Raw genomic sequence first — 17,148 nt, 5'->3', positions numbered from 1 at the left:
ATAATTCTAATTGGTCTAAACTTTTATTCGTTGTAAATAGTTTTTTTCTAATAAAAGTTACTTTTTTTAGTTTACCTAAAAATGATCAGTTTTAACAGCATGTAAGGTCACTTGAGCCGTTTTTTCATAATCTGCATTCCAGCCAAAGTAATTCCCTGTCTTAAAATAGTTTTGATGTGCGTATCCGTTTCCAACATAATCAAATACCAAAGTGTAGTCAATATTTAAGTTTTTGGCTTCACACTCTAATGCATAATAAAATTTACCGTTTTCAATTTTGATTTTAAATGTAAACACTTCGTTATCTACGCGAGCTACATCTATTTTATCATCAAAAGCACTTGTCCAAGGTTCTCCAGGGTCTGGTTTCGTATAGTAATCAACTTGAATCATACCGCTATTCCAACGTATTTTAACTGTTGCAGGAGCCCCACTAAGACCTGTTGTTTCTTTTCCATGTATTTGGGCTATTATAGTACGACCATTACCTTCTACAAAATCTACATGGAGTGTTGTTTCCAAAATATGAGTACCGCTATTCATATACCAATTGTCTTGAGTACTTTGGTTGCCTTTCCAAAATTCTCTAAGTTCGGTTCTGCAATATTTATCATTTAAAGCCGATAGTCCGGAGGTTGTGAAGCCTGTAAATTTGGTAAACATAGTATAACTACCGTCGTTATTTTTATAGAAATATTTAGATTGTTCAGTCGTTAGAGCCTCTTTTTCTATAGCTTCGTAAAAAATGGATGTCGCTTTACCATCACCATTATTAATAGGAACAGAGAGGTACCAGTTTTTCCAGGTTATTTTACTTTCTATCTCTTCCTCTTCTTCTTCAATAATATTTTCATTAAGGTCATCAATGCTTTTATCTTTTGATGAACTACAAGAAAAGATTAATGAGCTGCTTAATAAAAACAAGAATAATAAGTGTTCTATTTTAAAATTTCTCATAACTGGTTAACCAATTTTTTTATGTAAAAATAAGTAAATTTTTAAGAAGAATATTTTTGTCTTAAAATTCTTATTTTTTTACAGCTTCTACCAGCTCTAATTGATCGATATTTACATTAGTCGTAAAAATGCCATAATTCACAATAGCCTTATTTTTTTCAATTTTATCAATACTACCAATAGCACGACCATCTTCCATACGTACGCGGTCTCCAATTTTTAAAATAACCTTTGGTTTCGGGGTTTCAATAGCTTTTTTCTTTGCTTCTTTTTTCTTTTTACGTATTACGGTTACAACTTTTTCAACTTCTTTTTTTACTTGGGCTTCTTTAACTTTTATGACTTTTTTCTGTTTTTTAGTCACTTTTTTCCGTTTGGAATTCTCAATTTGGACTACTTTAAAAAGCTCATCCATAAGGGCACGTTTCTGCTTGTTATCGAAGTATTTTTCGGCAATATCGTTTACTTTTTGTCCGAGATAAATTAAACGCTGATTGCTGTCATATAATTCTTGATAGCTTTCTAATTTCTTTTGAATTTTAGAATTGATCTCTTCTAGCTTATCAGCTTCTTCTATTTTTTTCTTTTCATTGATCTTTAACGATTCCTCTGTTTTCTCCAAACGAGAACGTTCTTTTTGAAGTTTGGCTATAGTCGCATCAAAACGTACTTTACTACGTTCAATCTTCTTTTTAGAACGATTTATTAAACTATAAGGAATGCCATTTTTCTGAGCCACTTCAAAGGTAAATGAGCTTCCCGCTTGTCCGATAATTAATTTAAAAAGAGGTTCGAGAGTGCGTTCATCAAAAAGCATATTCGCATTAAGCATATGAGGTAACTCGTTTGCTAAGATTTTTAAATTAGAATAATGTGTTGTTATGATACCAAAAGCTTCTCTATGGTAAAACTCCTCTAAAAATGTTTCAGCCAAAGCACCACCAAGTTCAGGATCACTTCCTGTACCAAACTCATCTATTAAAAAGAGGGTATTCTTATTGCATTTCTTTAAAAAGTAATTCATTTGTTTTAAGCGATAACTATAGGTACTTAAATGGTTTTCTATAGATTGATTATCTCCAATATCGCTTAAAATTCTATCGAATAAGCAAACCTTACTACGCTCATGTACTGGAATTAATAGACCACTTTGTAGCATGACTTGTAGTAAACCAACTGTTTTTAGAGTAATACTTTTTCCACCAGCGTTAGGCCCTGAGATTACAATAATTCTACTATCTTGTTTTAGTCTTACGGATTGTGGAAAAGTGGTTTCTTTTTGTTCTAAATTATTTAAATATAATAAAGGATGGTAAGCGTCTCGTAAGTACATGCTTTTATCTTCCGATATCTCAGGAAGAATTGCATTCATAGATCGCGCATATTTCGCTTTTGCTGAAATAACATCAATGTCTATTAAGAATGTTTGATAGTTTTCTAATAATGATAAAAACGGACGTATATAATTAGTAACGTCTTTTAAAATACGAATCACTTCTTCTTGCTCTTCATATTCTAAATTATTAAGCTCTCGTGAGTGTTGTAAGGTCGTTTCTGGTTCTATATAAACAATGCTGCCCGTTTTGCTTCCTCCCATAATAGCACCTTTTACTTTACGACGATACATTGCTTTTACGGCGAGCACACGTTTGTTATCTACTACAGATTCCCGAATATCATCTAAATATTCAAGATTGTGATACATGTTTAGAGCTGATGAGAAACTAGCATTAATTTTACCTTTTATCTTATTAATAGATTGGCGTAACTCATAAAGTAGGCTAGAGGCATTATCTTTTATATCTCCAAAACGATCTACAATAGCATCTACTTTTTCAATAATTACTTTGGTGACCTCTATATGTGAGGCATATTCGTTAAGCTTCGGATAATACTCTTCAAACTTTTTTAAATAAGTAACAATCTCATTTGTAGTTAATGAAATTGAAACTATTTTTTTTAATGCATGTACTTCTAAATAAGTATTTTCAATGCGTAAGAGCTTAATTTCCTTTTCTATAGTATCAAAACCATGATTAGGAATACGATTGTCGTTATAAAAAGACGACAGGTATTCATTGGTTAATTGTAGCGCATTAAGAAGTGTCTCCTTAGTTTTGTAAGGAGCTGTTAATAAGGCCTTTTTGTTTCCTAGTGGTGTTACACAGTGTTCACTTACTTGTTGTAGAACTGTTGAAAACTCTAGGTCTTTTAATGTTTTGTTATGAATGTTTATCATTCTTTTTTCATCGAGGTATAAGTGAACAAAGTTAAAAATTCTATTTGATTAAGGTACTGTTTTATAAGAAGTAAATAACAGATCTAAAACTCTTAAATTATGTTAATTAACAGTCAAACGCGATTCTTTAACAAAACGCTAACACCTGTAAATGAGATTTGTACATACCTTGAAAAACATAATCAATCAAAAAATAAAACAAAATGACAACTAACTACCTCACTAGATTATTTATGTGTTTTTTGCTTTTTTTAAGTTTTAGCACATTTGCTCAGTTAAATACACCACGCGCTAGTCAACAAGCGACTATGTCTCAGCGTGTAGGTATTTCGGATGTTTCAATAACATATTCCAGACCAAGTGTGAATGGTCGAGAAATATGGGGAAAATTGGTTCCTTACGGAATGAATAATTTAGGTTTTGGAACAGCAACGGCTGCGCCTTGGCGGGCAGGAGCCAATGAGAATACTATTATAACTTTTACCCACGATGCTAAACTGGAAGGAAAAGCTATTAAAGCTGGAACCTATGGTTTTCATGTCGTATTGAAAGATGCAGACAACGCAACCATAATTTTGTCTCATGATGTGAATGCTTGGGGAAGTTACTTTTATGATGCCTCTAATGATGCGTTACGCGTAGATGTTAAGACTAAGTCTGCGGCACATAAAGAGTTATTAACTTACGAGGTTAATAGCATAGCACCAACATTTGCAATAGTTTCTCTTGTGTGGGAGAAAAAAGAAATTCCTTTTAAAGTAGCATTCGATGTTACAAATATTGTTTTAAATGAGTTTAGAGATAAATCCACTGGTAATTTAGGTTTTAATAGACAAAACTGGGAGAATATAGCTCGTTTCTCGTTAAATAATGGAGGTGATTTAAATGAGGCTTTAGGCTGGATAAATGGTGCGATTTCAGGTAATTTTTACAGCCAAAAAACGTTTAATAACTTAGCTATTAAAGGACAAATATTAAATAAACTTGGAAATACTCAAGAATATGCTGCACTAATGGATGAAGCTTCAACAATGGCAAACAAAAACCAATTGAATACTATCGGTTATCAAATGATGGCAGCAAAAGACTACGAGCGTGCTTTAAAATATTTTAAGTTAAACGTAGCAAATAACCCGAAAGATGCAAACTCATATGATAGTTTAGGGGAGTGCTATAAAACGATGGGAGATAAGAAAAATGCCATTAAGTATTTAAAGAAATCATTATCACTTAATCCATCTGCAAATGTAAAAGCAAATTCAGAAAAACTTTTAGGAGAACTAGGAGCCTTATAAGAAATCATCAATCAATCAATCAATCAATCAACAAACAGTAATTAATTGGCTCAACCTTTTTAGGTTGAGCTTTTTTATCCATGTATAGTTTCGGCTTTTCCGTAGTTTTTTATTACTATACTTTCAAATTCTACGAGCTCTTTCCAACGTTTATCTACATCAATATCTTTTCCATATTTACGTGCAAACCCTATAAAGGTTGTGTAATGTCCAGCTTCGCTAATCATAAGATCATGATAGAATTTAGAAAGTTCGGGATCTTTTATCTCTTTAGATAATAGTTTAAAACGCTCGCAACTTCTGGCTTCGATCATGGCAGAAAATAAAAGCCTGTCTACCATGCACTGCAGTCTGTTTCCACCTTTATTCATAAATTTATAAAGCTCGTTTACATAACTGTCTTTGCGCTCTCTACCCAGTTTGTAGCCACGTTTTTTTATAATATCATGAACCATTTGGAAATGTTCCAGCTCTTCTTGAGCTAAAAGTAACAGATCGGTAACCAGATCGGTATATTCAGAATTTAAAGTAATTATAGTGATAGCGTTAGAAGCGGCTTTTTGTTCACACCATGCATGATCGGTTAGAATTTCTTCAATATTTGATTCTACAATATTTACCCAACGCGGATCCGTTTCTAGTTTTAAACCAAGCATAGTCGTTTTTTTTTGTAAAAGTAACATTATAAGTAGTTACTCACCAAGATCAAGAGATGTAATTCCAGATATTTTTGTATTTACCTAATGCTTTATAGGCTTCTAAGATTACTTTGTTGTTCGTAGAGGATAGTGTCGCATCGTTTTTAAGTATGTTTTTTGCATGATGTCTTGCCAGTTGCAAAATGTCATGATCCTTTATGATATCTGCTATTTTAAGGTTTAATACGCCACTTTGTTGTGTTCCCATAATATCTCCTGGACCGCGTAAACGAAGATCTACTTCGGCGATCTCAAAACCATCGCTGGTTCTTACCATAGTTTCTAAACGTGTCTTGCTATCACTACTAAGTTTATGACTCGTCATTAAAATACAATAACTCTGCTCTGCGCCACGTCCCACACGACCGCGAAGCTGGTGCAATTGCGATAAACCAAAACGTTCTGCGCTTTCAATAATCATCACAGAGGCATTAGGCACATTAACACCTACTTCAATAACAGTCGTTGCTACCATAATTTGAGTTTCTCCTTTTATAAAGCGTTGCATTTCGTACTCCTTATCGGCAGGTTTCATTTTTCCATGCACTATGGATATTTGATAATCGGGTAATGGAAAATCTCTGGAAATACTTTCGTAACCATCCATGAGATCTTTATAATCCATTTTTTCGTTTTCTTGAATTAGTGGATATACAATATAAACCTGTCTTCCTTTTGTTATTTCATCTCGAATAAATTTGAAGACATTCAACCGATTTTTATCATAGCGATGCACCGTTTTTATAGACTGTCTACCAGGTGGTAATTCGTCAATTGTTGAGATATCTAAATCGCCATAAACAGACATGGCTAAAGTTCTAGGAATTGGTGTTGCTGTCATCACTAAAATATGAGGAGGTGACATATTTTTCTTCCACAATTTACTTCGTTGTGCAACCCCAAATCGATGTTGTTCATCTATGATTGCGAGTCCTAAATTTTTGAATTTAACCTTATCTTCAAGTAGCGCATGTGTGCCAACAAGGATCTGTAATTCGCCATTTTCTAAACTCTCATGAATTTTTTTTCTTTCTGAAGTTTTAGTTGAACCTGTGAGTTTTTTTATATTGATATTCAGTTCTTTACATAGTTCGATTAATCCGTTATAGTGTTGGACTGACAAAATTTCAGTCGGAGCCATTAAACAAGCTTGAAAACCATTGTCAAGTGCTATTAACATTGACATAAGTGCTACTATGGTCTTGCCAGATCCAACATCACCTTGTAAGAGTCTATTCATTTGGGCATTGCTGCCTAAATCGGCACGAATTTCTTTTAAAACACGTTTCTGTGCACCAGTTAAATCGAAAGGTAAATGCTCTTTAAAAAAGGTATTGAAATAGGTGTCAACTTTTTCAAAAGGAAATCCTTTTATTTTTGATTTATGAATTAAATTTTTGATGATAAGTTGTAACTGAATATAAAATAATTCTTCAAATTTTAATCGAAATTGAGCTTTGGAAAGTAGCTCCTGACTCATCGGAAAATGCACATTAAAAAGCGCTTCATTTTTCGGGATTAATTTGAGTTCTGTAAGTAAGTTTTCTGGTAACGTTTCGGTAAATTTTTTACCAGTTTCTAAAAAGAGCTGTTGCATGATTTTATTAATCACACGATTTGAAATACCACTATTTGATAGTTTTTCTGTTGAAGGGTATACAGGTTGCATTGCAGAACTTAAATTTGCCTTGTGCTCCTCCAAGCCTTCAATCTCTGGGTGTGGCATACTAAACTTGCCACTAAACCAATTGGTTTTTCCAAAAATAACATACGCTTTGTTTCGTTTTAAGTTTTCTCGAATCCATTTTTGTCCCCTAAACCAAACCAATTCCATAGTGCCAGTGTCATCCTGAAAAGTCCCAACTAAGCGCTTACCGCGTTTTTGAGCCACTTCTTTAAAGGCGATAATTTTACCAATTATTTGAACATCTGCGTTATTTCGTTGCAGTTGATTGATTTTATAATACTGCGTTTTGTCTATATATCTATTTGGAAATAAATTAATTAAATCCTGATATGTATGAATACCTAACTCCTTACGTAGCAAATCGGCTCTGTTAGGACCAACGCCTTTTAAGTAATCTATAGGAGTTTGAAGCTTTGTAGACATAAAAGCGAATTTAAGTTTTTTCGGTTAAAACATAAAACGAAAAGACTTTTGTTCTTTTATGAATAACCCTATGGTTTTTCAGGATAGTCAGTTTTAAGAATTTTTTATTTCTTTTGAACGCACGATTGCAGTTAATTAGTGCTGCTACAATACAAGAAGGATGGAACAATATAATCATAAAACCGCAACAAATAATAATAATATTTGTTGCGGTTTAAATTATAACTATATGAGCTTGCTCTATAGACTCAGTTATAATTTTTTATTGGCTATTAATTAATTTTATGAATTAATATATGGCTTAGATCAACATTTTGGAATAAATATCACATCAGATTTGAATTATATAATATAGTTCAAGAGATACGATTGTTATTGTATTGTCAATCTGCTGTTTAATATTATTTTTCTTACATAAATTACAATATTATTTTCGTTATAACTTATATACTCGCTTAAATGGTAGGAAAATAAGACAAAATGATTGGTTTTTAGTGTCTTAGGCTGTTTTGTTACCTTTTATTGGTCTCAAATGGAGTTAAAACTATGTACTTTAGTGCATGTCGCTTTCAGCTTCTAAAAACTTTTGACACGAATTCAGTTTTACCATATTTCACGAAGCAGACTTTCAGTCTGCCAAAACGAACCTATGGACTTCCAGTCCATGGTTTAGTTTGTTTAATTGAAAAGAACACCACTAGGCGATGCCTCAATTAATTGCTTTGTTATCCCTGCGAGGGTAGAGGTCTACTAGTCAGTTGAATAAGCCTAATTCAGACATTTGTTTCCAATAATAGGATTTCCTATTTCTATATTTTCCATTTTTAAATAGTTAGTATATTAAAATTTGGATCAAAGTTTGCTATATTCGATATATGAAATTAAGACTCATTATTTTCTTTTTATTGGTTGTTTCTATTGCTACTTCTCAGCAAACTGAATATGTTGATTTTAAAACAGCAAAAGTGGCTATTGCTTTTGGTGACTTACTAAAGAAAGAAGTTATTGGAACTGTTTTGTATGAGTTTGAGATTTTAAAAGATACAGACTCCATTTATATTGATGCTAAAGGCTTTGATAAAATAGAACATATATTAGATGGACAGTTTATTGATAGTTTATATAATGGAAAACAACTTATTATAAAGTACCCTTTTAAAGCAAATAGCAGTCATAAATTAAATATTACATGGAAAACGACTTCTAAAAAGGCTATATATTTTATTGACTGGGATAATAAAAAGGGGAATAAACAGATTTGGACACAAGGTCAAGGGAAATACACCAGTAATTGGTTGCCGAGTATTGATGATATGAATGATAAAATTCAGTTTGATCTAACTGTAGTCTTTGATAAAGGTTACGAGGTTATTTCTAACGGAAAGTTAATTAAAACTGAAGATTATTTAGATAAAAAAAAGTGGTACTACGATATGCAACACCCTATGTCTAGTTACTTAGTCGCTTTAGCCATTGGTAAATACACTAAAAAGATTGAAGTTTCTAAAAGTGGTATTCCTCTAGAAATGTATTACTATCCTGAAGATTCATTAAAATTTGAACCTACATATCGTTATACCAAACAGATGTTCGATTTTTTAGAAGAAGAAATTGGTGTACCATATCCTTGGCAAAATTACAAACAGGTACCAGTGAAAGATTTTTTATATGCTGGTATGGAAAATACAAGTACCACTATTTTCTCTGATGCTTTTGTAATTGATTCAATAGCCTTTGTAGATAAAAATTATGTAAATGTTAATGCGCACGAGTTAGCACATCAATGGTTTGGAGATTTGGTGACCGAAACTTCTGGAACACATCATTGGTTGCAAGAAGGTTTTGCTACTTATTATGCTTTGTTAGCAGAACGAGAGGTGTTTGGGGATAATTATTACTACTGGAGGCTTTACGAATATGCTCAAGAATTATTAAATCAACATAAAGCAAGACAAAGTACCTCCCTTTTAGATCCAAAATCAAGCAGCACGACATTTTATAAAAAGGGTGCTTGGGTATTGCATATGTTACGTGAGAAGGTAGGCGATGTCGCTTTTAAGACTGCTATGAAAAACTATCTAAATAAAAATCAATTTAAAAATGTAGAAACAGATGATTTTATAAATGAAGTGGAGCAGGTGAGTGGGCAGGATTTAGATGCGTTTGTATCGCTTTGGTTAAAAGCTAAGCGGTTTGATTATGATGCTGCTTTAGAAAGTCTTAAAAAGTCAGTTTTTATACAAGAATATTTAATGGTTGATTGTGAGGCGTACACATCCAAATGCAAAGAATATATGTTACATGGAATTTCGGATGAAGCTAAAATAAAAGTGGTCTCACAACTATCAAATCGATTACAAAAAGAAAATTTTAAGAATTCCTTAAAAGTGCGGCAAGCGATTGCAAAAACACTTTCTAAAGTTCCTGAAACACTCAAAAAAGATTATGAAACACTTCTTGATGATGCATCTTATATAACTATAGAAACTGCTTTATTTGGACTATGGAATAGTTTTCCTGAAGAGCAAAATAAATATTTAGAAAAAACCAGGAATATTCAAGGGTTTAATGATAAAAACGTTAGAGCTCTTTGGTTAACACTAGCTTTAGCTTCAAACGATTTTGAACCCGAAAATAGTAAGGCCTTTTTTGAAGAATTATTAGATTATACAAGTTCAAAATACGGTTTTGAAATTCGCATGAATGCATTTCGTTATTTAATGTGGATACGTTCCTGTGGCGAGAAGTGTCAAGAAAATTTGCAACAAGCCACAAAACACCATAATTGGCAATTTTCAAAGTTTGCAAAAGAGATGTTAAAAGTTAAGTAGCTTTTATTTACGTCTTTCTAAATTTGCTGGATTTCTACAAATTAAGCAACCCGTTAAATAGGTGATTGAAAGTTCGTAAACGCCATCGGTTCTACCAATTTTAGACGTATTTAAATCATAGGAAAAACCAAAACGTAACTGTTCAAATTCTAATCCTACAAAGGCGTTAATCGAAGTTAATAAATGACTATTTAAACTGTTTTTTGCTGGATTGGTAACAGCCATAGCGCCTAACATGAGTTTTTCAAGTTTTACTGTGGTTCCTATATCTAATCTGTTATACTGCCCTTGCTGCATATAATTAACAGAAATAAGCATGTCGTTATAATCAAAGTAAGGGAACTTATAATTGGCATGTATGGAATAAAAGATGTCTAAAGGCACGTTGCCATTTTCTACAAAAGAAATATTGGGTTTATTTAAATGTTTAATAGAGGCGCCTAGCCATAAATCGGTATCATTACGTGTATTTTTTTTATCAAAAACAAAACCAGCGTTAAAATCAAAAAAGGTTACATTCCTGTTTGCATTTAAAGCAAAAGCATCTGAAGAAAAGGGGGTTATAGTTTCCGAATTAATATTAATTTGGTCTGCTAAGACTAGGTTTCCAAAATTAAAAGACTTCGTGCCAAAACCAAGCTCAACGGCAGGTCTAAAATACCAATCGTTTGCTAATCTTACATGATATGCAAAACTGACATTACCTTGTAAATAATTATAGTTGGTATTATTTTCATGCTGATTTAAAATGCTAAAACCAATACCACCTACATCTTCGATCGAAGAATTAACGAAAGCATATTCAGTATCAACTCTTAGGTTTAAGCTAGGCCATTGTGTTCTGTGAATTAATCCAAAATATGTAGCGTCCTCAAAGCCTGAAAAGCCAGGGTTCATTGTTTCGGGAACCAAAAAATATTGAGAGAAAATAGGATCTTGAGCATTAACTTTTGAATAATAAGAACAGATTATGATAATGATGATAAATTTTACTTTCATTCGTGTTTATTTTATTAGTACTATAACACCTTCTGATGTTATGGTCTCACCATAAAAGGTCTCACCTGAAAACGTATAATAATAATTACCATTTTCAGCATCTGCATCTTTTATTTTTCCGTTCCAACCATCAATATCATCACCTGTTTCGGAATAAACGATGCTTCCCCAAGTGTCATAAATATCTAAGACCATATTATTTAAAGCTATAAAAGCTGGCGAAAAATGATCGTTCATAGCGTCACTATTTGGTGTGAACGCATTTGGCATTATAAGACTATAGCCTTTTTCTACCTTTAGAGTGATCATTTTATTGTAAACGCACCCAAAAGGATATGTTACGGTCTGGGTAACTGTATAATCACCTTCTGTTGTATAGGTATGTATTGGGTTGTCTTCATCTGAAAAATTCCCATCTCCAAAATCCCAAAGTATAGACCTATAATCACCAACAGCTGTATTTGTAAATTGAATAGGATCTTTTTTTGAATATATACCATAAGAAGTAAAGCCTATTGAGTTTAACTCAAAATCAGCATCTCCTAAAATAGGGATATCTACTTGGTGTGAAAAACTGGTTGTGCAACCGAAGCTATCAATAACATCTATAGTTATTAAACCATCTTGATCTGTGTTCATGATCTCATTATTAACACCACTTATGGTACCGCTAGACCAACTTATTTGATAGGGTGGAATACCCCCAGTAACCCTGGCTACAAAGGTCTGTTCTACATTTCGGGTGATACAATCGAAATCTGTGATGGTGTCTACATCTATAGTAAGCGGATCAAATCGGTTAATAGTCCAGGTTTCGGATATCTCACAATTATTGGCATCAGTTATAACCACCAAATAGTCTCCAGGAGGGATATTGTTTAAGTCTTCTGTTGTAGCACCGTTAGACCATGAATAATTTAATGGAAGTGTACCGCCAGTTACAATTAAGTTAATGGCGCCACTATTGGCATCGTCACAATCTAATGCATCAGTTGTATTTGCAGAAAGATTTAATGGATCAGGTTGTATAATGGTAAAGGTTTCTGTAATAGTACAAGGCGTACCATCTGTAATGGTTACAGAATAAGTGCCTGGACTCAGGTTGTTTCGTTCAACACCCGCAGCAGGGTCGTCACTCCAGGCAAGTGTTATGGGATCAATACCACCAACTAAATTTAATGAAATACTAGCGTCATTTTCTCCAAAACAAGATACTTGCTTAACATCTGGAGTAATTGAAAACTCTGGAGCTTCATCAATAACGATTGTTGCTTGTTTTTCACAGTTGGTATCATCTGTGATAGTAATAATGTATGTGCCTGCTGATAAATTATTTTGAACAGACCCCGAACCAAGATTGCTCCATTGTATCGTATAGGGCGAATTTCCACCCGAAATATTATCGATTGTTATAGAAGCATTATTATCACCATAACATTCAATTTCTGTATCGGTGTAATCTATTATTATTTCATCAGTTTGATTCAAAATAACTTCTAAGGTATCTGTGCAATTGGATTTATCAGTCACTGTTAAATTATAGGTTCCTGCTATTAAGCCTGTAGGGTTTTGTATCGTACTTGTATATCCGTTTGGACCTGTCCATGCATAAGTATAGTCAAAAACACCTGTAGATACTTCAATTTGTCTTCCTCCTACGGTGCTAATACTAATTTCGCCAGTAGCATCACCAAAGCAAATAATATCAACTTGATTCATTAAGCTAACTTGTAATTCTGGGGGTTCAATAATTTGAAAATTATTGACAATAGAGGGGCAATTGTTTGCATCTGTAACAGATATTTGATAATCTCCTGGACCAAGGTTTGATAGATCTTCAGTAGTATCAAAAGGATTCCCATTGCGTGTCCAATTGTATTGATAAGGTGTTGTGCCTCCAGAAATTTCAATACCGATAGTGCCATCATTAGCAGCAAAACAAGAAATAGTTTCAGGATCAAAGTCAATAGTGCTAAAGATTAATTCGTCAGGTTCTAGAATGGTCAGTGTATCTGTGAACGGACAACCGCCGTTATCATTAATAACCACCGTGTAATCACCAGGTTCTAAATTAAAAATATCTTCATTAGAATTGGTATATCCGTTAGGGCCTGTCCATGATATTTGATAAGGACTTCCCACTGTAAATGGGACACCGCCGCTTATTGAGATGTCTATAGAACCAGAGTTAGCTAAATAACAAGGACTGTCTATTATGGTATCTGCTATGCTAATGGATGGATTAACAGTTATGACTATAGTAAAATTTGCGCCAGTACAAATCCCAGAAACGGGAGTCACTGTATAGGTTACAGTGGCAATATTTGTCGTGTTGTTTATTAACGTTTGACTAATATTACTTTGGGGTGTTGTTTCGTTGGAAGCACCAGTTATAGCTCCTGCAGGGCTTATTACAGGGTTTGTCCAAGTGTATAGCGTACCTGTTGGAACCGTGTCTCCACTTGAGGCATCTGGCGTAATATTGAATGTGATACCGCTACAAATAGTATCTGTTTTAGCGGTAATGGCTGGTGTTTGATTCACTGTTTGTTCTGAAATTTGAGACGTGATCTCGGTACAACCTCCAGAAGAAAATGTGATAATGGCATAATAATAAATCGTTCCAATCGAGCTTGAAGGCGGTATATATGTTGGATTTGTTTCACCAGTTAAAGCTGTGCCTGTAGTAGTTGTATTTACAGAATTTGAATACCATTGATAGGTTGGTGTACCAACACCATTTGCGTATCCTACAGATAGCGTGTTAAAGGTTTCTCCAAAACAAATAGTTTCAGTAATGGGTTGTGATGTAAATGTAGGCGCTTGGTTTATGGTAAGAACAGATGTATCGCTAATCACACTACAACCTGGATCTGGTTGTGTAATAACAGAATAATAATAAAGCGTACCAACTGTAGTTGTTGGAGGTGTAAAGCTGCTATTGGTAGCGCCTGTTATTGGAGTACCTCCAGAATTACTGTTTGTAGTATTGCTGTACCATTGGTAATTATATATAGTCCCTAAACCACCAGTAGCTACCACCTCAAGGTTCTGCGGTGTCGTTCCTTGACATAATGTTTGTGAAACTATGGGTTGTGAGGTTATGGTAGGATCGTTTACGACTATAACTTCAGATACATTACTAGTAACAGGGCTGCAACCGCTTCCACTTAGGTTTATAGTTACATAATAGTAATAATTTCCTGAGACTGTAAAAGTTGGAGGGATATAACTAGAATTTGTTGCTCCGGTAATACTGGTTCCTCCTGTATTAGAATTTATTGTGTTTGTATACCATTGATACGTAATAGTTCCTGTGCCTCCAGAATGCGTAACAGATAAAGCGGTATCAATAGCACCACCATTACAAATATTTTGGGAGGCAATAGGTTGTGTATCAATTTGGATACCGTTTACAACTTCTACACGAGCTGTATTAGATGTTATTTTGTTACAACCACCAGTACCAGATGTAAAAGATACCACACAGTAGTAAAAATTGATACCTACAGGAGTGTTGGGCGGTGTGTACGTTGCTGTTGTTTCATTTGTTATAATAGTACCCGTTGTTGTGTTGTTAACTGTATTGCTATACCATTGATAGGTTGGTGTTCCTGGACCATTTACAATAACTGATAAAGGATTTATGGAACCATTTAAACAAATTGTTTCTGCTTGTGGTTGTGTTGTAAATAAGGGCGCTGGATCTACCGTTATAATTAGATTTACTGGAGTTCCTGCACAACTTCCAACAGATGGTGTTATCGTAAAAGTAACATCTTCTGATGTGCTATTAGAATTGGAAATAGTCTGAATGGGAATTGTATTTGTGCTACCAGAAGCAATAAAGCCTGTAACACCAGAAGGAGCAGAAGCAGTCCAGGTATATGTTGTGTTGGTAATGTTTGATGCTAAAATAACTTCGGCAGTATCTGTTCCAGAACAAATGCTCTGCGTTAAATTAGTATTGGTTATTGTTGGAATGAGGTTGATAACAAAATTTTCGGTATCTGTTGTAGTGGTGGTGCAACTGTTTGAAACACTAAAGGAAACTTGATGACTTCCTGGAGTCGTATAATTTATCGTTCCTGGATTTAAAGCAGTTGAGCTAGCAGGCGTTCCTCCAGGAAAACTCCAACTATAAGTTAAGGTTTCTGATGCTGGTGCACAACTCACTACATTCGCTACTGGGTTTATGCTTGCTGAACCACAAAAATCTGGAATAGCAACAATGTTTACTGTTGGAGGTTGTTTTACAATAATATCCTGAAATGTAGAGAAGCCACCGCAAGAATTGGATGCTGTTAATTTTAAAGTGTATGTTCCAGGAGTTTGGAAGTTAAAAGATGGGGTTGGTGAGTTTTCATCAGTACCATTTGTAAAATTCCATATTGCTGGAGTTGAACCACAATAACTAGTCGTATATGTAACTTCCCATAAGTATATTGGCGGTTGGCAACTATCTGTTTCATCAGTTGAATTTGTAATATTGATATTTAATGGACTACAACCGTCATTAGTATTTGTTGTGAAGATTGGAGTGAGTGGTGGCTCAATACATATATTTTGAACGTAAGATGCTTTTTCACAAATACCATTATCGGCAGTCAGAGTTACTGTATAGGTTCCCGAATTTAAAAATGTGTGATTTACATTTTGATAACCATTCACTACAGTAGGGGTGGAACCATCACCAAAATCCCATGTAAAAGTTACATCAGATGAGCAATTAAATCCAAAACCAGGGGTTGTTGTATTAATAAACTCAGCAGAGGTGTTTACGCATTCAGAATCAGGAGCTGTAAAACTTGTATCTGGACTTATTAAGACTAAAATATTTGGAAGGGTTGCTGGATTAGGGGTAGGCGCACAAGCATTCCTAATCCAAAGCCTTGCAGTGTATTCATTTGGGCAATTTGATGTTGTATATGAATGGGGAGCTATAGGAAAAGGTAACGAAGCAGATGGATTTGAAGCATTATAAAAAGAAGATGTTACTAAGTCTGACTGAGTATAGGAAATAGTTGCACCATCACCAAAGTCTATCTCGTAAGTTGTATCAGTCGTGTTTAATCCCCAATTAGTTATTTCGAATTGTAAACTTGCCGTAGGAGCACACAGGTTTTGTGTATTTCCTGGACCAGATATACCACCAGAAGGATTTGTTGCATTCTTAACATAATTTGTAACCGTATTGGAACAACCATTACTGCCGTTAGCGGTAATTTTCATTTCGTAGGTTCCAAATCCTGAATAATTATGTGAAAGAGGAAATGTAACGTTGGTTTGAGTATTAGAGTCTCCCCAATCGATATCATAAGAATTAATACATGAATTAGAAGTAGAATTGTTGCCAACTTCAACTAAATAGTCAGAGCTTGAATTTGTATTGCCACAGTTGTTAAATGCACCTGCTACTCCTGGATTGGTATCAAAGAATGAAATACTTGGTTTTTCTAGCACTGTTATTGTTTGTGTATCTGTGGTTGATAAACCATTAACATCTGTAACAGTAAGTGATACACTAAAGTTTCTAGTATTACAACCTGTAGCTTCAAAAGTATGATTTGGGTTTTGTTGTGTGGACGTCTCTCCGTCTCCAAAATTCCAGGTATAATCAAATCCACCATCACCCGTAACGATAGAGGTAAAAGAGATACTTTGCCCAGAGCATAAATTGTTAGAAAAATTAAAATCTACAGTGGGAGGTGCGATTAAATTTGGAATATTACTGGAGAAAAATGTGCTGTTTTTAATATTTATATTGTTTTTTAGTCCTTTTTTAATTTCGAATTTGTTTAAAGAAAAAATTGAAATAATGATACAAAAAAACGAAAGAGTGAGAAAATAGCTCTTTTTCATGTAAGTAAAATTGGTTAGTTTCGCTAAAGTATAGATTACTAACTGTTTAGTGATCGTTTATTCTATAAAAAGCATAATTTATGGATGAAAACATTGAATGGTTATGTAACGTGGGTAAATTATTGTGAAGAAAAGTGTCAAGAAAATTTACAGTAAG

8 protein-coding genes are annotated in these 17,148 nt (G+C 33.9%); 2 read left to right on the top strand and 6 right to left on the bottom strand.

The window, feature by feature from the left end:
• Positions 1 to 75 precede the first annotated feature (75 nt).
• The gene (locus Q4Q40_RS17130; RefSeq protein WP_303303161.1) at positions 76 to 957 is read right to left on the bottom strand and encodes a polysaccharide lyase family 7 protein; all 882 of its coding nucleotides are present in this window, start codon (positions 955 to 957) and stop codon (positions 76 to 78) included.
• 70 nt (positions 958 to 1,027) lie between these two features.
• The gene (locus Q4Q40_RS17125; RefSeq protein WP_303303160.1) at positions 1,028 to 3,196 is read right to left on the bottom strand and encodes an endonuclease MutS2; all 2,169 of its coding nucleotides are present in this window, start codon (positions 3,194 to 3,196) and stop codon (positions 1,028 to 1,030) included.
• Between the two features lie 203 nt (positions 3,197 to 3,399).
• On the opposite strand from Q4Q40_RS17125, the gene Q4Q40_RS17120 reads away from it, so the two are divergent.
• Positions 3,400 to 4,491, top strand: coding sequence for a DUF2911 domain-containing protein (locus tag Q4Q40_RS17120; protein ID WP_303303159.1), 1,092 nt, complete (start codon positions 3,400 to 3,402; stop codon positions 4,489 to 4,491).
• 74 nt (positions 4,492 to 4,565) lie between these two features.
• On the opposite strand, the gene Q4Q40_RS17115 is transcribed toward Q4Q40_RS17120, so the two are convergent.
• Positions 4,566 to 5,147 carry a MiaE family protein gene (locus Q4Q40_RS17115; protein WP_303303158.1) on the bottom strand — a complete coding sequence of 194 codons (582 nt, stop codon included), beginning with the start codon at positions 5,145 to 5,147 and terminating at the stop codon, positions 4,566 to 4,568.
• Positions 5,148 to 5,196: 49 nt separating this feature from the next.
• Positions 5,197 to 7,299 (bottom strand): ATP-dependent DNA helicase RecG, encoded by a 2,103-nt coding sequence (gene recG / locus Q4Q40_RS17110; RefSeq protein WP_303303157.1) that lies wholly within the window; start codon positions 7,297 to 7,299, stop codon positions 5,197 to 5,199.
• 875 nt (positions 7,300 to 8,174) lie between these two features.
• On the opposite strand from recG, the gene Q4Q40_RS17105 reads away from it, so the two are divergent.
• The gene (locus Q4Q40_RS17105; protein ID WP_303303156.1) at positions 8,175 to 10,130 is read left to right on the top strand and encodes a M1 family metallopeptidase; all 1,956 of its coding nucleotides are present in this window, start codon (positions 8,175 to 8,177) and stop codon (positions 10,128 to 10,130) included.
• A 3-nt stretch (positions 10,131 to 10,133) separates the two neighbouring features.
• Here Q4Q40_RS17105 and Q4Q40_RS17100 read toward each other — a convergent pair whose 3' ends face one another.
• Complete coding sequence (locus Q4Q40_RS17100) at positions 10,134 to 11,129, bottom strand: PorP/SprF family type IX secretion system membrane protein (protein WP_303303155.1); 996 nt, start codon at positions 11,127 to 11,129, stop codon at positions 10,134 to 10,136.
• Between the two features lie 6 nt (positions 11,130 to 11,135).
• Positions 11,136 to 16,991: a PKD domain-containing protein gene (locus tag Q4Q40_RS17095; RefSeq protein ID WP_303303154.1), complete on the bottom strand. Its 5,856-nt coding sequence runs from the start codon at positions 16,989 to 16,991 to the stop codon at positions 11,136 to 11,138.
• Positions 16,992 to 17,148: the final 157 nt, after the last annotated feature.

It is taken from the genome of Flavivirga jejuensis, from assembly GCF_030540765.1.
GTDB classification, from domain to species: Bacteria; Bacteroidota; Bacteroidia; order Flavobacteriales; family Flavobacteriaceae; genus Flavivirga; species Flavivirga jejuensis.
This window is presented reverse-complemented; position numbering and strand designations above follow the sequence as displayed.